The sequence below is a fragment of the Prochlorococcus marinus str. MIT 1214 genome (assembly GCF_027359355.1).
In the GTDB taxonomy this organism is placed as follows: domain Bacteria; phylum Cyanobacteriota; class Cyanobacteriia; order PCC-6307; family Cyanobiaceae; genus Prochlorococcus_B; species Prochlorococcus_B marinus_F.
In genome coordinates this window covers 303,157-325,688 of record NZ_CP114777.1, presented here as the reverse complement: position 1 = coordinate 325,688, position 22,532 = coordinate 303,157, and the positions used below count along the sequence as shown (strand labels likewise).

Below are 22,532 nucleotides of genomic sequence, written 5' to 3'. Positions count from 1 at the left end.
CAAATGGCGAATGTTTAGTAATTGACAAATAGGGATGTAAATAAACTAGATAGTAATTTTCTTGCAACGTTGACGATATCTAAATATTGATTTAACTTTCATTACTGTTAAATATGTCTTTATATTTATATATTGTAATTTCTCCTAAAGGTCATATATTTAGTTGTAAATAATTCTTATTTGATGAAACAAGATAATAAAGAATATATGGAGAACAATTTATCTTATGATTTAAATGAACAGAGCCTAATTAGTCCATTAGATTCAGAAACCTCTCTATTTTCGCCAAAAATAAGATTAGGTATCCTTGCCTCAGGTAATGGATCTAATTTTGAGTACATAGTTAAATCCATAGAAAACAAGCAACTTAATGCGGAAATTTCAATATTAATTGTCAATAATCCTAAATGCTTAGCAATAAACAAAGCACTCAAATACAAAATACCTTATGCAATTATTGATCATAGAGATTGTAATTCGAGATATGAACACGACATGTTGGTAAAGAAAAAACTTGAGGATTTATCTGTAGAATTAGTTGTTATGGCTGGATGGATGAGAATTGTGGGTGAAGAAATAATTAATAGTTTTAAAAACCGAATAATTAATATTCATCCATCACTTTTACCATCTTTTAAAGGGGTTGACGCAATACAACAGGCAATAGAAAAGAAGGTAACTATTACTGGATGTACAGTTCACTATGTGCAAAAAGAAGTTGATTCTGGCTCAATAATTATTCAAGCTGCAGTACCTCTTAAAGAACAGGAAAGTAAAGAGAAATTAAAAAAAAGGATTCAAAGCATGGAACATATAATATTACCTTTAGCGATAGCAAAAGTAGCAAAGAATATAAGAACTAGCTTTATGGATAATAAGTAATCTTAGGAAGACCAATATCTGATTCAAGTCCGTGCATAATATTTAAATTTTGTATAGCCTGTCCTGCTTGACCTTTTATAAGATTATCAATCACACTCATTAGAACTATTCTTCCATTACGTTTATCAACTTCAACTGAAATCATAACTTTATTTGTATTTTTAACCCATTTAGTTGCTGGATAAGTTCCTACAGGCAAAATATCAATAAATGGTTGATTTTTATAAAAAGCTTCAATTACAACTTTGCAGTCTTCTGCTGTTAATCCAGGATCTCTTAAACGAGCATAAACTGTCGATAAAATCCCTCTAACCATTGGCACTAAATGAGGCGTAAATTGCAAATTCACTTCATGACCAGCAAAGTAACTAGCAATCGTTTCTATCTCAGCCGTATGCCTATGCCCAATAACGCCATAAGGCTTAATAGATTCAGAGCACTCAGACAGTAAAAGTTGTTCAGTGGGATTTCTCCCTCCTCCGGATGTACCAGATTTGGCATCAATGATAATTCCTTCACTATCTATTAATCCTTGTTTTAAAAATGGAATAAGTACACTAAGAGATGAGGTTGGGTAGCAACCTGGACAAGCAATTAATCTAGACTTTGAGATTTCACTACTAAATTCCTCTGAAAAGCCATAAATAGCCTCTTCACATAATTCGTAGTCATATCTTTGAAATTTTGCAGCCTCTTTGGAATATACTTCCTTCCATTTGTCTAATGACTTAAATCTATAATCTGCTGATAAATCAAGTACTTTAATACCTTTTTCTAATAATAAAGGGGTTAGTTGCGATGATAAACCGTTTGGCAGACTCAATATTGCATAATCCGAATCTTGAGAAATTTCATCAATATTGCTTTTTGTTATCTGTTTGTCACTCAGGAGTTTCAAAAAAGGGTTTATTGCATTCCAGCTTTTACCTACTGATCGCTCTCCATTTAGAGTAGAAATCTCAAAGATTGGATGCTCATTGATTAACTTTACGAGTTGAAGTCCTCCATATCCAGATGCTCCAATAATTGCGATCTTCCCAGCTTTCAATGTACTAATTGCCATAACATCAAGGTTATTTCGTAGAATGATGAGATATTCATTTGAGAATAAGTAGCAAAGAACCATTTCACCACAAACACGAGGAATAAGTTGAAATCAGAAGATTGTTATGAAATTGAATTTGATGATATAGCGGATGCTCTTGCTGCTATTAGAAACGGTGAATGTGTTGTTGTAGTTGATGATGAAAAGAGAGAAAACGAAGGAGATTTAATCTGTGCTGCTCAATTTGCGACTCCTCAACAAATAAATTTCATGGCCACTGAGGCTAGAGGTTTGATATGTCTAGCGATGCAAGGAGATCGATTAGATCAGTTAGATCTACCTTTAATGGTCGACAGAAATACCGATTCAAACCAAACAGCCTTCACGGTAAGCATCGATGCAGGTCCAGAATTTGGAGTATCTACTGGTATTTCTGCTGAAGATAGAGCTAAAACAATTCAAGTTGCTCTTAATAGTCAAACAAAACCAATAGATTTGAGAAGACCGGGTCATATTTTTCCCTTAAGAGCAAAAATAGGTGGTGTATTAAAAAGAGCTGGACATACCGAAGCAGCAGTAGATTTATCTTTGTTAGCGGGTCTATCTCCAGCAGGGGTTATCTGTGAAATCCAAAATCAAGATGGATCAATGGCAAGACTGCCGGAATTAAAAAAATATGCGAAGGAAAGAAAATTAAAGTTGATAAGTATTGCAGATTTAATTCATTACAGACTTGAAAATGAGAGATTTGTCTACAGACAAGCAATTGCAAATTTACCCAGCCTGTTTGGTGATTTCAAGGCAATAGGTTATAAGAACGAATTGGATGGTTCAGAACATGTCGCGATAATAAAAGGAGATCTTGAAAATTTAAAAGAGCCGGTATTAGTAAGAATGCACTCAGAGTGTCTAACAGGTGATGCATTTGGATCATTAAGGTGCGATTGCAGACCTCAATTAGAAGCAGCCTTATCAAGGATTTCTGAAGAAGGGGAAGGAGTTGTTGTATATCTAAGGCAGGAAGGAAGAGGTATAGGTTTAGTGAATAAATTAAAAGCCTATAACCTCCAAGATGGAGGATTAGATACGGTTGAAGCTAATGAGAAGTTAGGCTTTCCGGCAGATCTAAGAAATTATGGAGTAGGAGCACAAATTTTGACAGATTTAGGAATAAACAGACTTAAGTTATTAACCAATAATCCAAGAAAAATAGCAGGTCTTGGTGGATATGGTCTTCAGGTTGAGTCTAGGGTCCCATTAGTAATTTGCCCTGGAGATCATAATGCAGCTTATCTTGAAGTAAAAAGAGAAAAACTTGGCCACTTAATTGGTAATAATACCCAATCAAATTTAAGCAATGAAAGACAAAACATTGTTGTCTATTGGGATGGTAAAGTTCATAATAACGAATTAAAACATTTTGAAGATAAAGCTAATAAATGGTCAGAAAACCATTTTTTAAATATTTCTATTCAAAACTCTCCAAGGTTAATAGCTTTATGTAAAAACCCATTATTTATATGGAATGTAAGACATAGAGATATTAAGACATTTTTAGAAGGAAACTTAATAGATAAAAGATTGCTTGAGTCACTTCTTAAAGAACTAAGTAACTGGGAAAATACAGAAAGAATTGGAATAATTAAAACAGATAACTATGAAAGACTGTTGCATCCATCTGAAAATATATTAATTGAACAGAAAGTAATTAGCGAACTTTCAAATTTTGAGAATTCGCCTTTATTTGATTGGGATTTAAAAGATAAAACCAGTACTATTGAATGGAGTTAATAATAAATATAAATTCTATTTTATAAGGCTAATATTAATAATCTTAGTACCATTAGTAATAGATAAAAGTATTTTCATGTCATCTGTTTTACCAAAGACAGTATGTACTCCATCCAAATGTGGTTGTGGAGCATGAACTAAAAAGAATTGGCTACCGCCTGTATCCTTTCCTGCATGCGCCATAGAAAGCGATCCAGCAACGTGCTTGTTTGAATTAATTTCACAATTAATGGAATATCCAGGTCCTCCAGTTCCAGCTATCCCTCTTGCTCCCTCTCTAGTATTCGGACATCCGCCTTGCGCCATAAAGCCATTAATAACTCTATGGAATGAAAGGCCATCGTAAAAACCCTCTTTAACAAGTTTCAAAAAGTTTTCAACTGTTTTGGGAGCATCATTATCAAACAGGGCAATAGTCAATTGGCCTTTATCTGTGTTCATCAATACTTTAGACATAACTCTAATTGATTTTTTTTATAATAACTGTTTTTTAAATTTAATGCATAAAGTATATTCAGAATAACAAGAATTAAACTTAAATTTAATTCAATAACTTTTAATAGTAATTAGTGCGGTTCTTAAATTCCCGTTTGAATCATTGAGTAATTGCTTAGCCTCAATAACATCCATCCCAGACAAAGCAATTAATAAAGATAATTTTACGGATCCATTTGTCTTCTTTAAAAGTTGAAAAGCAGATTCTTTATCAACTGAACCGATATCACATAAAATACCAATTGCTCTATCCATTAATTTATCGTTGTTTACTGATAAATCGATCATTCTATTGCAATAAACCTTTCCTAATTTAATCATCACAGAAGTAGAAATTATATTTAACGCCATCTTTGTAGCTGTGCCAGCTTTTAATCTTGTGGAGCCTGCAAGAATCTCTGGTCCTGTAATCAGCCTAATATCGATATCATTATTTAACGTTGAATCACATTCTGGAACAGATGAAATAGAAATAGTTAGTGCATCTATATTTTTTGAATAGTTTAATGCTCCTAGTACATATGGAGTTCGACCACTTGCTGTTATACCTATTAATGCGTCTCTATTTGTAAAATTTCTATCTTTAAGATCAGCAACAGAAATCTCAGATAAATCCTCTAGAGATTCAGAACTTTTTGTTAATGATGGGATGCCTCCAGCAATTATGCCCTGAACCATATCTGGATTCGTGCAAAAAGTTGGAGGGCATTCTGAGGCATCTAAAACACCTAATCTTCCTGAAGTACCCGTGCCAATATAAAACAATCTACCATTTGATTTAAGTCTTACTGTAATTTCATCAATAGCATTAACTATCTCTGGAATAGCGTTCTCCACAGCCTTTTGAGGTTCTTTATCAGCTTCAGAAAAAATATTTACAATTTCATTAGTCGATTTAATATCCAATTCATTAGATGTTAAATTAATCTGCTCCGTAAGTATCCGATAATTATTATTTTTGGAATCTTTATTACGATTTATCATAAAAGATTTTCTAAACGTTTCTTTATCTCTTCAAGTTGATCATTAGAGGAAATTTGTTCATTTCTATCATCATTATTATGCCAATTACCTACTTCTAAATTTGAAAGGGGTGGGGATATCATAAGGCGTTCTTCATCAGTGCTTGGAATAAATCCTTTTTCCACATATCGGGCTTCATATCCAGCTTCGACACAAAAAGCTTCAATATCTCTCCTTGTTAACTCTTCAACAGAAGGAGTTGGGAAGTCTTGAGCCTCTAAAAGACCACAATATCTCTCAGCATCGTCTCTATCTTCGAACATAAGGATTACTGTTGATCCTTTTAGTTCGAGGGAATGTATACCTTCACTTTCAGTCCCCGGTTCATACAAAAGGACATGAACTAACATAAGAATTAAATAACCTATTGAATTATAAATCGATTAAGTGAATAAACAATATATTCCTAATAATTTTCCATAGATAGTTCATTTAGACGCTGATATAATGCAATTTCGGAGTCACTTAGATTGTCAGGTAACACAATAATTATTTCTACAATCTGATCACCTCGATATTCTTCGTATTCCAACCCACGGCCTCTTAATCTTAACAATCTACCGGTTGATGAATTAGGAGGTACTTGCAAAGTTACCGTGCCGTTTAGAGTTGGGATATCCACAGCGCATCCTAATAAAGCATCATGTGGAAATAATTCAAGACGATACTTAACCCTTAAGCCATCAATACATAAGCCATCTTCAGTTTGGACTTTTAATTGAACAAAATGATCACGACAACCAATTGCTGCACCTTCTATTCTTAATCTCCATCCATCACCTGCAAAGGGGGGAGTTAACACTTCAACAAGAGTACCGTCTTGCAATTGAATTTCAACAGAAGAGCCGTAAAGAGCTTGATCTGGTGAGATTTCTACAATGGATTCTTGATCTTCATAAATTAATGTGGGTGGTGGTGATGGTTCACTTGTTGTAGGAATATATTCATTATAATTAGTTCGATCAACGTATTCATTATCGTCTTCAGAAATCTCAGAATATTGCTCTTCTATATCATCATTATCAATATTTAGATTTGTTCTTACTCCTAATATAACCTCTAAATATTCTTCATAAGTGGGAAATCTATTATCAAAGATATCAGTGTATTTTTCATTTTGTTTCTCCCATTCTCTTCTCTTCTTTGGGTCGCTAAGAATCGCATAGGCTTCATTGATTAATTTAAATCTTTCCTCTGCGTTAACATCATTTTTGTTTAAATCAGGGTGCCACTTTCTTGCCTCTTTTCTAAAGGCAGATTTAAGTTCATTAGCGTCACATTCAGGAGATACTCCTAATAAAGACCAATAATTAGGATCAACGGTAGTAGTCATTATCCCAAGGATCTATATCCCTTCTGCCATAACTATTATCACCATTTCTGTTTTGCCCTCTTTGTGAATAATCCCAGGGATCATCATCCCAGTAATCATCTGAAAATAATTCGTCCTTTAAAGATCCAAAAGTATTCTTTATGCCTTGTATGGGATTAGATTCTGTTTTTCTTTCCGCTGACAAGCGACGATTCAAACCAAATAATGCTTCTTGCAGAGAACCAACTGCATATTCAAGTTCTTGCAAATCATTATCTTGAAGCAAATCTTCAACGTCCCTCATAGCTACTTCCACAGATCTTTGTTGTCTTTCAGCACCATAGGGACCTAATTCAAGTGAAGCATCTCTTAGTCGCCTCTCGGCTTGTGCAACAAGTGTCAAAGCATTATTTTTCTGATCAATAGAAGCTCGTTTTTTTCTATCTTCAGATGCTTTTAACTTGGACTCCTCGATCAATTTGTTAACTTCATTTTGATTCAAGTTTGAACCACCAGTGATACTTACAGACTGCTTCCTTCCAGTAGTTCTGTCAGTTGCACTAACTTCTAATAAACCATTGGCATCAATATCAAAAGCCACCTGAACTTGAGGAACACCTCTTGGGGCAGGAGGGATACCCGATAATCTGAATTTACCCAATGATTTATTGTCTGAGGCCATTTGCCTCTCTCCTTGCCAAATATGTATTTCAACTGATGATTGATTGGACTCGGAGGTACTAAAAACATCTGATTGTCTTACTGGAATTGAAGTATTTCGAGGAATAAGAATTTTCATTAAACCTCCAACAGTTTCAAGTCCTAGAGAAAGAGGGGTGACATCATTTAACAAAAGGTCTCTTAACTCTCCGGAAAGAATCCCACCTTGAATTGCAGCACCAATAGCTACTACTTCATCAGGATTAACAGATTGACAAGGTGGATTTGGAACTAAAGTTTTAACTAATTGTTTTACCATTGGCATTCGTGTACTCCCTCCTACAAGAACAACCTCATCAATCTCCTCAGGATCCCAACCTGAATCATCAATTACAGTATTAACAGGATCAAATAATCTATCTAAAAGATCATTGCAAAGACTCTCGTAATTTTTTCTACTAAGAGTCGTATCTATATGTAACGGACCATCTTTTCCTGTAGAAATAAAAGGAAGTGATATTGGAGTGGTTTGAACACCTGAAAGTTCCTGTTTCGCTTTCTCAGCCGCTTCAGTAAGTCTTTGTAATGACTGTCTGTCTCTTCTTAGATCTATTTTATTTTTTTTTAAAAAATCTTCCGCAAGCCAATCAACAATTTTTTGATCAAAATCATTACCACCTAACTGTGTGTCGCCTGAGGTTGCCTTTACATCAAAAACACCATTTGAAATGGACATTAATGAAACATCAAATGTTCCGCCACCTAAATCAAAAACCAAAACTTTTCTAGAAGAGCTTTTATCAAATCCATAAGCTAGAGCAGCAGATGTTGGTTCATTCAGAATCCTTTCAACAGAAATACCAGCCAAAATCGCAGCATCTCGGGTAGCTTGTCTTTGTGAATCGTTGAAATAAGCGGGAACAGTGATTACAGCAGCATCAACATTTTCTCCTAAATAGGTTTCAGCGTCATCTATTAACTTCCTAATGATATTTCCAATCAATTCTTCGGGGGCATATTCTCTTTTTGTAATAGGAGATGTAATTCGAACATTTCCCTGATCATTTGAACGAACGCTATAAGGAACTGAGAGGCTTGTTTCTTCAAGTTCATCCCATGCTCTACCAACAAATCTTTTTAAATTTGAGAAAGTATTTTTTGGATTAAGAACTAATTGTCTTCTAGCAAGTTGACCAACTAATAATTCAGATTCCTTTGTAAACCCAACAACTGATGGAGTAGTTCTAGCCCCTTCAGCACTAGCAATAACAACAGGCCTACCAGCCTCCAACACCGCTACAACGGAATTTGTCGTTCCCAAGTCAATGCCAACTATTCTCCCCATGGCAATACTTATTTAAGCCCCACAGTAACTAGCATTTAAGGGTATTCAATACTTATTATGTACCCTTCAACACTTAAAGCCAATCCTTAACACTACCTTAGTGAAAAATTTGAGATTAGATATAGATTCATAAAGTAAATGCTTTAGCGCGTGGACAAAGCAACTACATCGAAATTTTTACTAAGAAGAAGACCAACTTCGGAGAAGTTGGTGGATATAGGCTTTAAAAATTTTGTTATTGCTATGGCTTCAATGGTAGCCGTAGTACTTTTTTCAATATTTGCAGTTGTTTACTATGAATCAACCGAATCGATCTCAAGATATGGTTTGAGGTTTCTAGTTAGTTCTGCATGGAATCCTGTAACCGATGAGTATGGGGCATTCACTGCAATTTATGGAACCCTTTTTACATCACTTGCTTCATTATTAATAGCTATTCCATTAGGCGTAGGCACTGCAATATTTATAACAGAAAATATAATTCCTAAATACATAAGAGATGTAATTGGAATAATGGTTGAGCTTTTAGCTGCTATTCCATCAGTAGTTTTAGGATTATGGGCAGTATTCATTATGGAACCTTTTATTAGACCATTTTTGAACTTGATCTACGAGCTATTTGGATTTATACCATTTTTCGGCACCCAACCTTTAGGTGCTGGAATGATGCCAGCAATACTAATACTTGTGGTAATGATATTACCTATAATTACATCTATTTCAAAAGATTCTCTAAATCAAGTTCCATCTAAACTTAGGCAAGCTGCCTATGGAATTGGAGCGTCAAGATGGACTACTATTTTTAAAGTTATTATTCCAGCCGCAGTTTCTGGGATAACAGGAGGAGTTTTACTTGCTTTAGGAAGAGCTATGGGTGAGACAATGGCAGTCACAATGATTATTGGCAATTCAAATAACTTTAGTTGGTCAATATTTGCTCCTTCATATACAATTTCATCAATGCTTGCAAATCAATTTGGTGAAGCAGATGGAAGCCAAGTCTCTTCATTAATGTATGCAGCATTAATCCTAATGATATTAACATTAATAGTTAATGTATTTGCCCAGTGGATTGTAAAAAAATTAAGTTTAAAGTATCAATAAATGAATTACGCTTCACAAAAATCACTAACTTATAACCCCTCTCTATCTAGAAATATTGGGAACAAAGCATTAACTATTATTTCTGCTCTTTTTGCTATCATTTCCGTCCTTCCTTTAATATTAGTCATAAGCTATGTATTAATTAAAGGTGGAAGTTATATAAACTTAGACACCTTAATACTTGAACCCGAGCCACCCGGAGATGATCTTCTCTCAGCGGGAGGAATAGGGCCAGCAATAACTGGAACTTTTATAATGACATTTATTGCTTCAGTAATATCAATACCTGTTGGAGTAGGAGGTGGAATATATCTTGCTGAATATTCAAAATCAGGAAAATTTGCAAAGTTTATAAGGTTTGGATCAAATGTACTTGCAGGAGTTCCTTCTATAATTGCTGGTGTATTTATATATGCAATTATAGTCTCTACCAAAATATTGTTTGGATCAATGTTCAGTGGTATTGCAGGCGGATTCTCACTGTCTATTTTAATGCTTCCAACAATAATTAAAACTACTGATGAAGCACTTAAATTAGTTCCAAATGACATGAGAAGAGCTGCATTTGGAGTTGGTGCCTCAAAATTCATAATGATAACAAATATCACATTACCAGCTGCATTTAGATCAATTTCTACAGGAGTATTATTAGCACTCGCTAGAGCTGCAGGAGAAACAGCTCCATTAATATTTACAGCACTTTTCTCCCGTTACTATATTACAAGTTTTGATGATCTATTCTATGAAATGGGTTCGTTGTCAGTCTTAATTTACAATTTCGCTATTGAACCATACGAAGCACAAAACCAACTAGCATGGGCAGCATCATTCATATTAGTTGTTGTACTTTTAAGCCTTAATATCCTTTCAAGATGGATAGGCACACTTGGTACTTTTTCAAAAAATAAAGTATAATTATGAGCGAAACTAATAATAAGATTTGCTAATGAATAAAAAAAATATAAAACCTAAATATTCAGTTTCACTAGACAATGTATCTATAAAATATGGCAATTCAGTTGCAGTTAAAAATGTGTTTTGTGATATTGAAAAGAATCAAGTTACATCTTTTATTGGTCCATCAGGATGCGGCAAATCAACCGTCATTAGAGCAATCAACCGAATGAACGATTTAATTGAAGATTGCAAATTATCAGGCAGTGTTATTTTTGAAGGAATAGATATATATGCAGAAGATATAGATCCAGTTGAAGTAAGAAGGAGAATTGGAATGGTTTTTCAACAACCCAATCCTTTTCCTAAAAGTATTTACGAAAATATTGCCTTTGGTGCAAGAGTTAATGGATATAAAGGTGATATGGATCAATTAGTAGAAGAATCTCTTACAAAGGCAGCTGTTTGGGATGAATGCAAGGATAAATTAAACGAAAGTGGTTATTCATTATCTGGGGGGCAACAACAACGATTATGCATAGCAAGGACAATTGCTATTGAACCTGATGTGATCTTAATGGATGAGCCATGCTCAGCACTTGATCCATTATCTACATTAAAAATTGAAGAGACAATTCATGAATTAAAGAAAAATTTTACAATCATTATTGTTACGCACAATATGCAACAAGCTAATAGAGTCAGTGATTACACAGCTTTTTTCAACACAGAGAAAAAAGATAAAGATTTAGGTGGGAAAATTGGTTTTTTAGTTGAGTTTGATAAAACAAAAAACATGTTCAATTCACCAAAGCAAAAATCAACTCAAGACTATATTTCTGGAAAATTTGGATAACCACTAAGGTTTTTTTATAAAAGTTACCATGCGGAACGGAGAGAGAGGGATTCGAACCCTCGATAGGGTTGCCCCTATACAGCATTTCCAGTGCTGCGCCTTCAACCACTCGGCCACCTCTCCTTAAATCAGCAAAGAAAATGTTTTTTCAATTGCTGAATTTAAATATATACCACAAAAGAGCAATTGTTAAAAATTTAAATGTCGGATTTATTTATTAAATATTTTTATGGTAAAAAAAAAGTCAAGTAGTAAATAATTTACTACGAGAATAAATTGATTTAAAGATAAATAGACTCTTCCAATAGAAGATGATTAATATAATTATAAACAATAGTTATGAGAATACCCTCCTGTAAAACCGCATCGTTGAATGCAGGCTTAACTAAAGATGACATTAACAAATTATTAGATATTGCCAAACTGGCGGCAGAAAGAGGAGGGGCATCACTAATGAAAAATTATGGAAGGATTAAAACAATAAAATGTAAGGGAACTGCTGGAGATCTTGTTACTAATGCAGATATAGAATGCGAAAAGTTAATAATAGATTATTTAGAAAAAGAGACTCCTAATATTTCTATTCTTGCTGAAGAAAGTGGATATAAGTCAAAAGATGGAGAATTAAAATGGTGTATAGACCCTCTTGATGGAACAACCAACTATGCCCATGGATATCCATTTTTTGCAACTTCAATAGGTTTAATTTGGAATAGCCATCCAATTTTGGGAGCAATATCTGCACCTTCTTTAAATGAAATTTATTATGCCTCTCCAGAGCATGGATCATTTTGTAATGGCGAAAAGATATATGTCACGGACACGAATTCCTTATCTAATTCACTCTTAGTTACTGGTTTCGCATATGACAGACGAGAAGTATTAGATAATAATTATTCAGAATTTTGTTGGCTAACACATCGTACTCATGGCGTCAGAAGAGGAGGAGCAGCCGCTGTAGATTTAGCATTTGTAGCTTCAGGCAAAGTAGATGGTTATTGGGAACGCGGGCTTGCGAAATGGGATATGGCAGCAGGAGTACCACTAGTTGAAATGGCAGGTGGAATAGTATCGAACTATCCTTTCGGAGATTTTGATCTGAATAGCGGCAGAATTCTTGCCTGCAATCCAAAGATACAAAATGAGCTCATAAAAGAACTTGAAAAAATTAGACCATTAACTCCTAACTCTTATGGTGGAAAATAGTCCTAATTTATGTGATCCTTAAGTAATAAAAAGATTCAAATAATGACATTGCAACCTGCCTCGGGTGCGCGCGATTTAAATCCTCAGCAAGTAAGAAAGAACCATCTCATTGCATCAAAACTTTCATCTTTATATCAACTATGGGGATATGAGCGAATATCACCGCCACATATTGAACGTCTAGACACACTTATGGCAGCTGGCGGGATATCGAACAATGAAATACTAAAAATTGTTTCTGATGAACCTCTTGGATTAAGACCTGAAATAACAGCTTCAATTGTACGTGCTGCTTCAAGTAGATTTAATGAAGATGAAAGACCACTTCGATTCTGGTCGACAGGTACATCATTTAAATGCAATCAAAGTATTGATGGTGGTATTTATATTGAGGAGTCATTCCAAAGCGGAGTAGAGTTGATAGGAACTAAAGCTATTAACGCAGAGATCGAACTTCTATCTCTGCTCATTGAATCATTAAAAATAATTGAAATTGACAAGGAATATAAAATGACATTGCTTATTGGTAATACATATCTATTGGAACTTATTTTAAGCTCATTTGATTCAACCAAAATAGATGAAATAAAAAAAATTCTCTGTAATCTTGATTACATAGCATTGAGTAAACTAGATGTAAAAGATAAACAAAGAATGTTTATAAAAAAGATCTTGAATATGAGAGGAACACCAGAAGAAGTATTAACCAGTCTAGAAAATATCTATGGATCGAATTCGTACATTGAAAACCTAAAAGAATTATTTTCAATTATTGAACCATTAGCCAAAGAGAAAGGCATAGAAGTGCAACTAGACCCTACATTAGGTACTAAATATAAATTATATAGTGGTTTAACCTTTTCACTTGTTTCATCATCCCCAAGTGCTCCTATTATTATTGCTAAAGGAGGTAGATATGATGATTTGGTAAAGAAATTTAGTTCTACCGATAATAATTGCTTCGGTATTGGATTTAGTATTAGTATTGATAAAGTAAGGGAATTAGTCACCTCAAGCAAAGAAATTTCCTCTAATAGTGAAAAGGTTTTAATTGCATATAAACAAAGTACAGGTTTATATAAAGCATTAAGACAACAAAAGAAATGGCACAACAAAGGAATTATTTCTGTAATTTCACATGAACCTCTAAAAAACAATGATGCAACAAATCAACTTTTAAAATCCAACAGATGCACTAAAATCGAATGGATAGATTGAAATAAATTAACTATAACCTTTTAAAATTGTCAGGGATCGATAACTATTGAGCTGTAATCAATAATACTTTTGCTTTTAACGCCTAAATAGAAATTCGAATCGCTATGATGATAGAAATTTTGATAAGTCATGCCTGTTAAAGAAGAAGGAACAATTCTTATTCACACAGAAAATATATTTCCAATAATAAAAAAAGCAGTCTACTCAGATCATGAAATATTCATTAGAGAACTAATAAGTAACTCGGTAGATGCGATCAAGAAAAGGAAAATGGCCGCCTTTGCAGGTGATTGTGTTGCTTCTGAAGATGAAAAAATAAAAATCTCAATTGACAGAGAAAATAAGACATTGACAATTAGTGACAATGGAATTGGAATGACTAGTGATGAAATTAAGAAATATATTAATCAAGTAGCATTCTCTAGTGCAGAAGAATTTCTTGAAAAATATAAACAGCCTGATGATGGATTTATAGGCCATTTTGGCCTCGGTTTTTATTCAAGTTTTATGGTTGCTGAAGAAGTTGAAATAATAACTAAATCAGCAAAGAATGATTCACAAGCTATTAAATGGAAATGCAATGGTTCACCTCAATATTCACTTGATGAGTCAGATAAAGAAGAAATAGGTACAGATATAATTTTACATTTAATGGATGAAGAAATTGAATACATTGAACCAAGCAGGATTAAAACATTAATAAAAAAATATTGTGATTTCATGCCTATTGAAATCTCTCTTGAAGCGGAAGTTATCAACAAAATGAATCCACCATGGAGAGAAAGCAAACAAAATCTAAAAGACGAAGATTATATTGAACTCTATAAATATCTCTATCCTTTTCAAGGCGATCCTCTATTGTGGGTTCACCTAAACACAGACTATCCATATAACCTGCAAGGTATTTTATATTTTCCAAAAATAAGTGGAAGAGCCGATTGGGAAAGTGGCGAAATCAAACTATTCTGCAATCAGGTATTTGTTAGTGACTCAATTAAAGAAATTGTTCCTAGATACTTATTACCTTTGAGAGGAGTAATAGATTCACCAGATATTCCCTTAAATGTAAGCAGAAGCGCATTACAATCAGACAGAAGAGTTAAATCTATCGGTAACTTTATTGCTAAGAAATTAGCCGATAAGCTTAAAACGTTAAAGAAAGACGAAACCCAATTTTATGCTGATATTTGGGACTCCATATCACCATTTATAAAAATAGGAGCTATGGAAGATGAAAAATTTGCAGAACAAGTAAAAGAGATAATTTTATATTCAACAACAAAAAACACATCAGAAGATAATGAAGACACTAATGAAATAATAAAATCTGGTTCAAAGACTTTTACAACCCTTGATGCTTATAAGAATAGGCTAACTGATGAGAACAAAAAGGTTTTATATTCAACTGATGAAGTCTCTCAATCAACAGCACTCAATATGTGGACTTCGCAGGGCAAAGAAGTTTTAAAACTTGATACTGTTATTGATACCCAATTTATTCCTTGGTTGGAGGAAAAAAATAAAGAAATTAATTTTGTTAGAGTTGACTCCGAACTTGATGAAAGTATTAAAGATGATTCACCTGAAATCGCAGATAAAGATGGAAATACCAAGTCAGAAACACTTAAAAAGATAATTAGTTCAGCACTAAATAATGAAAAAGTGACGGTACAAGTTCAAAGTCTTAAAGGTGAGAATTCCCCACCTTCATTAATATTATTACCAGAACAAATGAGGAGAATTAATGATATAACAGCATTAATGGAACAGAAACTTCCTGGTCTGCCTGAATATCATAATTTAATCGTCAATTCAAACCATCCACTTATTCAAGGATTACTAAAGTTAAATTCCAACACAATAGTTATTGAAGGATCTAATAAATCAGAGGAAGCCCAATTAGCTAATGACATAGCTATTCATGTTTATGAGATGGCAAAACTGTCAATTGGAGGTCTTGAGAATAAAGATATCGCAGCTTTTCAAACTAGAAATGCGGAGGTCTTAGGGAAATTAATTCAAAAATTCGTTTAATCTCGACCTCATTTGATAGAATAAAAAAACGAATAAGTTTGAAAAATGTCTAGGGTTTGCCAACTTACAGGCACAAGAGCTAACAACGGAATGTCAGTCAGCCATTCCCATATTAGAACCAAAAAATTGCAGCAAGCAAATTTGCAGCAGCGAAAATTATGGTGGGAAGAAGAAAACAAATGGATCAATATAAGAGTAACGACAAGAGCACTAAAAACTATTCAGAAGAAGGGATTGGGAAAGTATGCCAAATCATTAGGAGTAGATCTAAACAAACTTTAAATTTGATTTGTTAATCAAATGAAAAGAAGAAATTTTATAAAATTTTTTGTTTTATTTTCTAGTATTTTATTTTTTAAACCTTCAAGATTATTTGCAAGTATAAATTCCGTTAAGCTTGGTCAGAAAGCACCTAATTTTTTATTAAATGGTTTCAACAGAAACAATCCGAATCAAAAAGAATGGACTCTGGAGGATTTTTCAGGTAAATGGTTAATTTTATATTTTTATCCTAAGGATTTCTCAAGTGGTTGTACATTACAAGCCAAAGGATTTCAAGATAATCTTTCTAAGTTTAGAAGACTTGATTCCTCAGTAGTTGGAATCTCTGCTGACAATGAAGAAGAACATGAATCATTTTGTACATCCGCAAAACTTGGATACACCCTACTTTCAGATACAACAGGGGAAATAAGTAAATCATATGATTCATGGTTGGATCCCTATTCCAAAAGAAATACATTTATGATCAATCCAAAGGGTATAGTTGTATATAAATGGATAGGAGTAAGACCCATAGGACACGCTCAAGAAGTTTTAGAAGAGCTTATTAAACAAAAGAAAATATATGCATGAACTTTCCTTAGGAACATGGTTTATCCACATTGCAACTCTATTTGAGTGGGGGATTGCAATAATAATAATTGACTATATTTCATCAATATCTAATAACAAGGCTTTGGGTTATTTTGCTTTAGCAATGTTGCCAAATCTAGCTAGTGCTATGGCTGCAATCACCTGGCATATATTTGATAACAGTATTGAATTAAAAGGATTAGTTGTACTACAGGCAGCTCTTACAACTGTAGGTAATATATGTCTTGCATTTGCTGCTTGGAACTTGTTTAGAACTGAGTCATCACAACCAAACCAATGAATATTTCCATACTTAGTTTAGAGTCAATTGCACGAATTGATCCTAGTCCATTTTTCGTCCTTTCACTAATTCCTTATCTAGTATTTCTACGTTACGCTGGCAAAACAAAAGCGATACCTAAAATATCATTTATTGGTTTTAAGTTAACTCTCTTATTTGTATTCATGACGATAGTTTTTGCAATAATCGCACAAATTTATTTTGGGGATGAGTTAACAAATGTAGATGTACTGCATGGTCTAGCAGAATCGTTTTTAACGATTAGCGATGCATTTGTTGTTTACGGTTTTGTTCTGATGCTGCAGTCATTCAAAAATAAAACGGAAGTAAAAAACTCTTAAGAGGTGAGTAACATTTTACGCAAAAGCATTCTTTATGGTCGATAATGAATATATTCAATAGGGATAAAAGATGTTCACAACATTACTAGCTGCTGCTGATCCAGTGACATTTCAGTGGTCTCCAAAATGTGCCGTTGTGATGATCATTTGCAATTTACTTGCTTATGCCATTGCAAGATCAAATATTGAAAAGCCAAACGAAGGGTTCCCAATTCCTAATTCACAATTTTTTGGTGGTCTAAGTCATGGTTCTGTTGTGGCTGCAAACTGCCTAGGTCATGTATTAGGAATAGGATCGATATTGGGTCTTGCTGCGAGAGGCGTTTTATAAATTAAGTTTCTAAATTTAGTTAGAAAAAAGGATTATTAATCAATAATCCTTTTTTTATTGTTTGGAAATTAATTAAAATTAAATTTATTTTTTATTTGTTCAGCCATCATTTCTGGTGTTAAACCAAGTGATACTTTACTTTGCTGTGGAGTTGCATGATCTACTAATTTATCCGGTATTCCAATTCTTAATGTAGGAACAAAAATATCATTATCATTAAAAGATTCAACTACCGCTGATCCAAAGCCCCCCAACAATGTTCCTTCTTCCATTGTAACTACTTTACCAATTCTTTTGGCAGCCTTATGAATCGTTTCCTCATCTAATGGTCTGATAAAGCGAGCATTTATAACAGTGCTATTCACTCCAGACTCTTTAAGTAATGCAGCTGTTTTAATTGCTGGGCAAACCATAGAGCCATAACCAATTATTAATAAATTATCACCCTCTTCAAGTATCTCGGCCTTACCAATTTCAAGAGACTCCCATCCTTCTTCCATCAACGCTGCTCCTTCACCAGATCCTCTTGGTATTCTTAGAGCTGACGGACCATTATGATTAATACACGTAACTAACATTTGCTGCAATTCAGACTCATCTTTTGGAGCCATAACAGTAAAATTAGGAACACATCTTAAATAACTAATGTCATATTGTCCCTGATGGGTTGGTCCATCTGCGCCAACAATTCCAGCTCTATCTAATACAAAAGTTACAGGTAAATTCTGTATACCAATGTCATGAATTAACTGATCGTATGCTCGCTGTAAAAAAGTACTGTAAATAGCTACAACTGGTTTGATGCCTTCGCAAGCCATTCCACCCGCAAGTGTTACAGCATGTTGTTCTGCTATACCAACATCTACATATTGATCTGGAATAGCTTTCTGTAAAAGATTTAAAGCAGTACCTTCTGCCATCGCTGCAGTAATTCCAACAATCTTGCTGTCTTGCTCGCAAAGCTTTACTAAAGTTTGACCAAAAACCTTACTAAAACTTGGAGGTTTAGGTGTTTTAGAAGGAATAGATTTTCCCGTAGTCAAATCAAAAGAAGACTGTGCATGGTAACCAACCTGATCAGCCTCCGCATATGGATAACCTTTTCCCTTTGTAGTAGCGACATGGACCATTACAGGCCCACCAACTTTATGCGCAGCATTAAATGTCCTGGTCAATTCGGCGATATCATGACCATCTACAGGACCCATATAAGTAAAACCCAATTCCTCAAAAACAGCACCCACACTTGGAACTGCCAAACGTCTAACGCTTCCTGTAAGAGATTTAAATTCCTCTTGTATAGCATCGCCCATAAAAGGAAGATTTTTGACACTTTCTTGAACACTGTCAGATATGAATTGAACAGGTGGGCTATGACGCATACGATTTAAATATGTCGACAATGCTCCCACAGGAGGGGAAATCGACATGTCATTATCATTTAAAACAACCAAAAGGGGAGTTTTTGGTAAATGGCCAGCGTGATTTATGGCCTCTAAAGCCATTCCACCAGTTAATGCACCATCGCCAATAACAGCTACACATTTATAATTTTCTCCTTTTCGATCTCTAGCAATCGCCATTCCAAGAGCGGCGGAAATTGATGTGCTCGCGTGCCCTGCTCCAAAATGATCAAATTTACTTTCGGTTCTTTTTAGGTAACCAGCTACTCCTTTTTGCTGTCTAAGTGAATCGAATCGGTCATATCTTCCAGTTATTAATTTGTGAGGATAGGCTTGATGTCCAACATCCCAAATAACTTTATCGACATCTAAATCTAAAGTCTGATAAAGAGCAATTGTTAACTCAACAACACCAAGACCTGGACCTAAGTGGCCACCACTAGTAGAAACTACTTGAAGATGCCTTTCTCTAATTTGGCAAGCAACATCTTCCAATTCACTAATGGCTAAGCCATGAAGCTCATTCGGATGACTTAACTGGCTCAGACGCATATAACTCTGAGATTGAATCCCTCTAATCTACGAGGTCTAACGTACATTTTGATAAAACTTGCACAAGAACAAATGGAATGTAGAAAATACATAAACCAAAAATCGGTGAAAAACTAGCTATGGAGGACTATTTACAGAAAATACTAAGAGCTCGTGTTTATGACGTTGCTGAAGAAACCCCACTAGAAAGGGCAAAAAATTTAAGCAAAAAATTCAAAAACAACATCTGGTTTAAGAGAGAAGACCTTCAACCTGTCTTTTCATTCAAATTAAGAGGTGCCTTTAACCGCATGTCTCAGCTGACCAAGGAAGAGCTTTCTAAAGGAGTAATTGCATCAAGCGCTGGTAACCACGCACAGGGAGTTGCCTTGAGTGCATCATTTCTTAAATGCAGAGCAGTCATTGTGATGCCTATGACAACTCCCATAATGAAAGTAAGAGCTGTTGAGTCACACAAAGCTGAAGTTATTCTTTTTGGGGAAACTTACGATGAGTGTTACGAAAAAGCACTGGAAATGTCTAAAAAAGAAAATCTAACTTTCATCCATCCATTTGATGATCCCGAAGTTATTGCAGGACAGGGAACAATAGGTCTAGAGATACTTAGACAAAGTCATAAGCCACCTAATGCCATATACATTGCAGTAGGAGGGGGTGGACTAATAGCTGGAGTAAGTGCATACGTAAAGTCAATATGGCCAGATACAAAGATTATTGGAGTTGAGCCTGAAGATGCCTGCGCAATGACGCTTTCACTAAAAGAAAATAAACCTATAGAGCTTGAAAATGTTGGACTTTTTGCTGACGGTGTTGCGGTAAGAAAGGTTGGAGAAAATACTTTCACCATTTGTCAAAAACATGTTGATGAAATGGTTACTGTAAATACTGACGAAATCTGTGCGGCTATCAAAGATGTTTTCGAAGATACACGTTCAATTCTTGAACCAGCAGGAGCATTATCTATTGCTGGTTTGAAAAAACATATTGTTAAAAATCAGTTAAAAGATAAAAACCTTGTTGCGATTGCTTGTGGTGCAAATATGAATTTTGAAAGACTAAGATTTGTTGCAGAAAGAGCCGAATTAGGTGAAGACAAGGAAGCAATGATTGCTGTAGGAATTCCAGAAAGAGCTGGAAGTTTAAAGCTTTTATGTGAAACACTTGGATCACGAAGCTTAACCGAATTTAGTTACAGAATGTCAGAAGGTACAACAGCTCAAATATTTATGGGAGTAGAAGTATCAAATATCGATGATCGAAAATTATTAATTGATGAAATCAAGGAAAGAGGATTTGATTGTCATGATTTGAGTAACGATGAATTATCAAAGGCTCATCTCAGACATATGGTTGGGGGCAGGCTACCAAGAACACTAAATCAAGTATCCAAAGAAGATTACAGAGAATTACTATACCGATTTGAATTTCCAGAAAGGCCTGGAGCGTTAATGAGATTTGTTAACTCAATGAGACCAGAGTGGACAATAAGCATCTTCCATTATCGAAACCATGGTGCTGATACCGGAAGAATAGTAATAGGTGTGCTGGTAAACAATTCCGATATTCCAGCTTGGAATGAATTTGTTCGAAAAATAGGTTATAAGAATTGGAAAGAGACCGATAATCCAGCTTATAAATTATTTTTAGGTGCAGACTTTTATTAGACGCGTTAATTTTGGATATAAAAAAAATAGCTTCTAAAAGTAAGATCATGAATGAAAGCATAGAAATATCATTACCAGCAAAGATAGAGGCGATTCTTTACCTCAAAGGGAGGCCAACATCATCAAAAGAAATGGCTGAATTATTGGATAAAGATATTGCAGAAGTAGAAAAAGCACTCTGGGAACTTAAGGCTGGATATGCTCAGCGTGACACTTCTTTAGAAATAAACGAAAGTAAAAATTATTACAGTTTGGAATTAAGGCAAGGTTTGGGTCAGTTGGTTCAAAATCTACTTCCAGCTGATTTATCCATAGCAACACTAAGGACCCTAGCTACTGTTGCACTTAAGAAAAAGATACTTCAATCAGAATTGGTTGATCTCAGAGGATCTGGTGCATACGATCACATTAAAGAACTTGTGGAGAAAAACTTCGTGGAAAGAAGGCGACAAAAGGATGGACGTTCTTTCTGGTTAACTCTCTCAGAAAAATTTCATCAAACATTTTCTGTCTTACCTGACCCAGATCAAGCAGAAGACAAAAAAGCGGCGTAATATAATACTAAAAATTAAAGGCTAATGGGTTACGAAATTATTCCAACAATTCTGCTTGTACTAGTAAAAACTCTTGGAATTTATTCAACAATATTGATAATTAGGGTTTTGTTGACCTGGTTTCCAAATCTTGATATGAGTAATCCCATACTTGTAAATTTATGCGCTATCACTGACCCTTATTTAAATTTTTTCAGAGGAATTATACCTCCATTAGGAGGTTTAGATTTATCACCCATTTTAGCTTTTGTAGTTATCAATGTTGTTCAATCAATTCTTAGAAATGCAACGTTACTAGCAATGGGAGGATTTCAAATGTATTAATAATTTGAAGATCAACGATTGTCGCCACTGCCTTGGATTTTTCCACGAAATTTTCGGCTGTTAAGTTTTTGTAAGTTTGCATTTGCGACCTCTTCCAATTCATATCCAAGTTCGCTAGAAAGTTGTGATATGTACCAAAGAACATCACCTAGTTCAAATTTAATTGCATCCTTACTATCTTTATCAAACACACCCTTTTTATCTCTTAGAATTTTCTTTACTTTGTCAGCGACCTCACCAGCTTCACCAACAAGACCTAAAGTTGGATAAATAGCATTGCTACCTACTTCAGGATAAAGAGCTGTCTTACGAGATTCTCTTTGATAATCATTTAATTCCATG

Annotated in this window: 24 protein-coding genes and 1 tRNA gene; 16 read left to right on the top strand and 9 right to left on the bottom strand. The window is 34.4% G+C overall.

Annotation, left to right across the window (positions count from 1 at the left end):
• Positions 1–183 precede the first annotated feature (183 nt).
• A complete protein-coding gene (gene purN / locus O5639_RS01745) occupies positions 184–882 on the top strand; it encodes a phosphoribosylglycinamide formyltransferase (protein ID WP_269624795.1) in 699 nt (232 codons plus the stop codon).
• Here purN and argC read toward each other — a convergent pair.
• Positions 866–1,945 carry an N-acetyl-gamma-glutamyl-phosphate reductase gene (gene argC / locus O5639_RS01740; protein WP_269624794.1) on the bottom strand — a complete coding sequence of 360 codons (1,080 nt, stop codon included), beginning with the start codon at positions 1,943–1,945 and terminating at the stop codon, positions 866–868. The two genes, purN and argC, sit on opposite strands and share 17 nt — an antisense overlap.
• 87 nt (positions 1,946–2,032) lie before the next feature.
• On the opposite strand from argC, the gene ribBA reads away from it, so the two are divergent.
• The gene (gene ribBA / locus O5639_RS01735; RefSeq protein WP_269624793.1) at positions 2,033–3,718 is read left to right on the top strand and encodes a bifunctional 3,4-dihydroxy-2-butanone-4-phosphate synthase/GTP cyclohydrolase II; all 1,686 of its coding nucleotides are present in this window, start codon (positions 2,033–2,035) and stop codon (positions 3,716–3,718) included.
• Positions 3,719–3,733: 15 nt separating this feature from the next.
• On the opposite strand, the gene O5639_RS01730 is transcribed toward ribBA, so the two are convergent.
• The 5 genes from O5639_RS01730 to dnaK all read right to left on the bottom strand — a co-directional run bounded on the left by O5639_RS01730 (position 3,734) and on the right by dnaK (position 8,553).
• Positions 3,734–4,174 (bottom strand): peptidylprolyl isomerase, encoded by a 441-nt coding sequence (locus tag O5639_RS01730; protein ID WP_269624792.1) that lies wholly within the window; start codon positions 4,172–4,174, stop codon positions 3,734–3,736.
• A 90-nt stretch (positions 4,175–4,264) separates the two neighbouring features.
• Positions 4,265–5,197, bottom strand: a complete 933-nt coding sequence (gene murQ, locus O5639_RS01725; protein ID WP_269624791.1) for an N-acetylmuramic acid 6-phosphate etherase — start codon at positions 5,195–5,197, stop codon at positions 4,265–4,267.
• Positions 5,194–5,586 (bottom strand): DUF3110 domain-containing protein, encoded by a 393-nt coding sequence (locus O5639_RS01720; protein ID WP_269624790.1) that lies wholly within the window; start codon positions 5,584–5,586, stop codon positions 5,194–5,196. The genes murQ and O5639_RS01720 overlap by 4 nt, the downstream gene beginning before the upstream one ends.
• Before the next feature lie 56 nt (positions 5,587–5,642).
• Complete coding sequence (locus O5639_RS01715) at positions 5,643–6,569, bottom strand: DnaJ domain-containing protein (RefSeq protein ID WP_269624789.1); 927 nt, start codon at positions 6,567–6,569, stop codon at positions 5,643–5,645.
• Complete coding sequence (gene dnaK / locus O5639_RS01710; RefSeq protein WP_269624788.1) at positions 6,553–8,553, bottom strand: molecular chaperone DnaK; 2,001 nt, start codon at positions 8,551–8,553, stop codon at positions 6,553–6,555. Before dnaK ends, O5639_RS01715 begins: the two co-directional genes overlap by 17 nt.
• A 150-nt stretch (positions 8,554–8,703) precedes the next feature.
• On the opposite strand from dnaK, the gene pstC reads away from it, so the two are divergent.
• Genes pstC through pstB form a run of 3 tightly spaced genes read left to right on the top strand, consistent with a single transcriptional unit; the run spans position 8,704 to position 11,407 of the window.
• Entirely contained in the window at positions 8,704–9,657 is a 954-nt protein-coding gene (gene pstC / locus O5639_RS01705) for a phosphate ABC transporter permease subunit PstC (protein WP_269624787.1), read from the top strand.
• The gene (pstA, locus tag O5639_RS01700; RefSeq protein ID WP_269624786.1) at positions 9,658–10,572 is read left to right on the top strand and encodes a phosphate ABC transporter permease PstA; all 915 of its coding nucleotides are present in this window, start codon (positions 9,658–9,660) and stop codon (positions 10,570–10,572) included.
• 31 nt (positions 10,573–10,603) lie between these two features.
• Positions 10,604–11,407: a phosphate ABC transporter ATP-binding protein PstB gene (gene pstB, locus O5639_RS01695; protein ID WP_269624785.1), complete on the top strand. Its 804-nt coding sequence runs from the start codon at positions 10,604–10,606 to the stop codon at positions 11,405–11,407.
• Between the two features lie 36 nt (positions 11,408–11,443).
• Here pstB and O5639_RS01690 read toward each other — a convergent pair.
• Positions 11,444–11,530, bottom strand: a tRNA-Ser gene (locus tag O5639_RS01690).
• Positions 11,531–11,746: 216 nt separating this feature from the next.
• On the opposite strand from O5639_RS01690, the gene O5639_RS01685 reads away from it, so the two are divergent.
• The 8 genes from O5639_RS01685 to psaK all read left to right on the top strand — a co-directional run bounded on the left by O5639_RS01685 (position 11,747) and on the right by psaK (position 17,693).
• Positions 11,747–12,613, top strand: coding sequence for an inositol monophosphatase family protein (locus O5639_RS01685; RefSeq protein WP_269624784.1), 867 nt, complete (start codon positions 11,747–11,749; stop codon positions 12,611–12,613).
• Positions 12,614–12,655: 42 nt separating this feature from the next.
• A complete protein-coding gene (locus O5639_RS01680) occupies positions 12,656–13,831 on the top strand; it encodes an ATP phosphoribosyltransferase regulatory subunit (RefSeq protein ID WP_269624783.1) in 1,176 nt (391 codons plus the stop codon).
• Positions 13,832–13,960: 129 nt separating this feature from the next.
• Complete coding sequence (htpG, locus tag O5639_RS01675; RefSeq protein ID WP_269624782.1) at positions 13,961–15,865, top strand: molecular chaperone HtpG; 1,905 nt, start codon at positions 13,961–13,963, stop codon at positions 15,863–15,865.
• Positions 15,866–15,910: 45 nt separating this feature from the next.
• Entirely contained in the window at positions 15,911–16,147 is a 237-nt protein-coding gene (gene rpmB, locus O5639_RS01670; protein ID WP_269624781.1) for a 50S ribosomal protein L28, read from the top strand.
• Between the two features lie 18 nt (positions 16,148–16,165).
• Complete coding sequence (locus O5639_RS01665; RefSeq protein WP_269624780.1) at positions 16,166–16,720, top strand: peroxiredoxin; 555 nt, start codon at positions 16,166–16,168, stop codon at positions 16,718–16,720.
• On the top strand, positions 16,713–17,021 hold the full coding sequence (locus O5639_RS01660; protein ID WP_269624779.1) for a DUF2499 domain-containing protein: 309 nt from the start codon (positions 16,713–16,715) through the stop codon (positions 17,019–17,021). Before O5639_RS01665 ends, O5639_RS01660 begins: the two co-directional genes overlap by 8 nt.
• Entirely contained in the window at positions 17,018–17,362 is a 345-nt protein-coding gene (locus O5639_RS01655; protein ID WP_269624778.1) for a DUF3593 domain-containing protein, read from the top strand. The genes O5639_RS01660 and O5639_RS01655 overlap by 4 nt, the downstream gene beginning before the upstream one ends.
• Before the next feature lie 70 nt (positions 17,363–17,432).
• Positions 17,433–17,693: a photosystem I reaction center subunit PsaK gene (gene psaK, locus O5639_RS01650; protein ID WP_269624777.1), complete on the top strand. Its 261-nt coding sequence runs from the start codon at positions 17,433–17,435 to the stop codon at positions 17,691–17,693.
• 68 nt (positions 17,694–17,761) lie between these two features.
• On the opposite strand, the gene dxs is transcribed toward psaK, so the two are convergent.
• Positions 17,762–19,648: a 1-deoxy-D-xylulose-5-phosphate synthase gene (gene dxs / locus O5639_RS01645; RefSeq protein WP_269624776.1), complete on the bottom strand. Its 1,887-nt coding sequence runs from the start codon at positions 19,646–19,648 to the stop codon at positions 17,762–17,764.
• 119 nt (positions 19,649–19,767) lie between these two features.
• Here dxs and ilvA point away from each other — a divergent pair, with 119 nt between their 5' ends.
• Genes ilvA through O5639_RS01630 form a run of 3 tightly spaced genes read left to right on the top strand, consistent with a single transcriptional unit; the run spans position 19,768 to position 22,190 of the window.
• On the top strand, positions 19,768–21,312 hold the full coding sequence (gene ilvA / locus O5639_RS01640) for a threonine ammonia-lyase, biosynthetic (protein ID WP_269624775.1): 1,545 nt from the start codon (positions 19,768–19,770) through the stop codon (positions 21,310–21,312).
• Between the two features lie 47 nt (positions 21,313–21,359).
• Positions 21,360–21,866, top strand: a complete 507-nt coding sequence (scpB, locus tag O5639_RS01635) for an SMC-Scp complex subunit ScpB (RefSeq protein ID WP_269624774.1) — start codon at positions 21,360–21,362, stop codon at positions 21,864–21,866.
• A gap of 24 nt (positions 21,867–21,890) precedes the next feature.
• Positions 21,891–22,190 (top strand): YggT family protein, encoded by a 300-nt coding sequence (locus tag O5639_RS01630; RefSeq protein WP_269624773.1) that lies wholly within the window; start codon positions 21,891–21,893, stop codon positions 22,188–22,190.
• An 11-nt stretch (positions 22,191–22,201) separates the two neighbouring features.
• Here the strand turns inward: O5639_RS01630 and O5639_RS01625 are convergent, their stop codons facing one another.
• Entirely contained in the window at positions 22,202–22,531 is a 330-nt protein-coding gene (locus tag O5639_RS01625; RefSeq protein ID WP_269624772.1) for a nucleoside triphosphate pyrophosphohydrolase family protein, read from the bottom strand.
• Position 22,532: the final 1 nt, after the last annotated feature.

Coding starts and splice junctions, on each gene's coding strand:
- purN (WP_269624795.1), top strand. CDS start 184: ATGAAACAAGATAATAAAGAATATATGGAGAACAATTTATCTTATGAT.
- argC (WP_269624794.1), bottom strand. CDS start 1,945: ATGGCAATTAGTACATTGAAAGCTGGGAAGATCGCAATTATTGGAGCA.
- O5639_RS01730 (WP_269624792.1), bottom strand. CDS start 4,174: ATGTCTAAAGTATTGATGAACACAGATAAAGGCCAATTGACTATTGCC.
- murQ (WP_269624791.1), bottom strand. CDS start 5,197: ATGATAAATCGTAATAAAGATTCCAAAAATAATAATTATCGGATACTT.
- O5639_RS01720 (WP_269624790.1), bottom strand. CDS start 5,586: ATGTTAGTTCATGTCCTTTTGTATGAACCGGGGACTGAAAGTGAAGGT.
- O5639_RS01715 (WP_269624789.1), bottom strand. CDS start 6,569: ATGACTACTACCGTTGATCCTAATTATTGGTCTTTATTAGGAGTATCT.
- dnaK (WP_269624788.1), bottom strand. CDS start 8,553: ATGGGGAGAATAGTTGGCATTGACTTGGGAACGACAAATTCCGTTGTA.
- pstA (WP_269624786.1), top strand. CDS start 9,658: ATGAATTACGCTTCACAAAAATCACTAACTTATAACCCCTCTCTATCT.
- pstB (WP_269624785.1), top strand. CDS start 10,604: ATGAATAAAAAAAATATAAAACCTAAATATTCAGTTTCACTAGACAAT.
- O5639_RS01685 (WP_269624784.1), top strand. CDS start 11,747: ATGAGAATACCCTCCTGTAAAACCGCATCGTTGAATGCAGGCTTAACT.
- O5639_RS01680 (WP_269624783.1), top strand. CDS start 12,656: ATGACATTGCAACCTGCCTCGGGTGCGCGCGATTTAAATCCTCAGCAA.
- htpG (WP_269624782.1), top strand. CDS start 13,961: ATGCCTGTTAAAGAAGAAGGAACAATTCTTATTCACACAGAAAATATA.
- rpmB (WP_269624781.1), top strand. CDS start 15,911: ATGTCTAGGGTTTGCCAACTTACAGGCACAAGAGCTAACAACGGAATG.
- O5639_RS01665 (WP_269624780.1), top strand. CDS start 16,166: ATGAAAAGAAGAAATTTTATAAAATTTTTTGTTTTATTTTCTAGTATT.
- O5639_RS01660 (WP_269624779.1), top strand. CDS start 16,713: ATGCATGAACTTTCCTTAGGAACATGGTTTATCCACATTGCAACTCTA.
- O5639_RS01655 (WP_269624778.1), top strand. CDS start 17,018: ATGAATATTTCCATACTTAGTTTAGAGTCAATTGCACGAATTGATCCT.
- psaK (WP_269624777.1), top strand. CDS start 17,433: ATGTTCACAACATTACTAGCTGCTGCTGATCCAGTGACATTTCAGTGG.
- dxs (WP_269624776.1), bottom strand. CDS start 19,648: ATGCGTCTGAGCCAGTTAAGTCATCCGAATGAGCTTCATGGCTTAGCC.
- ilvA (WP_269624775.1), top strand. CDS start 19,768: ATGGAGGACTATTTACAGAAAATACTAAGAGCTCGTGTTTATGACGTT.
- scpB (WP_269624774.1), top strand. CDS start 21,360: ATGAATGAAAGCATAGAAATATCATTACCAGCAAAGATAGAGGCGATT.
- O5639_RS01630 (WP_269624773.1), top strand. CDS start 21,891: ATGGGTTACGAAATTATTCCAACAATTCTGCTTGTACTAGTAAAAACT.
- O5639_RS01625 (WP_269624772.1), bottom strand. CDS start 22,531: ATGGAATTAAATGATTATCAAAGAGAATCTCGTAAGACAGCTCTTTAT.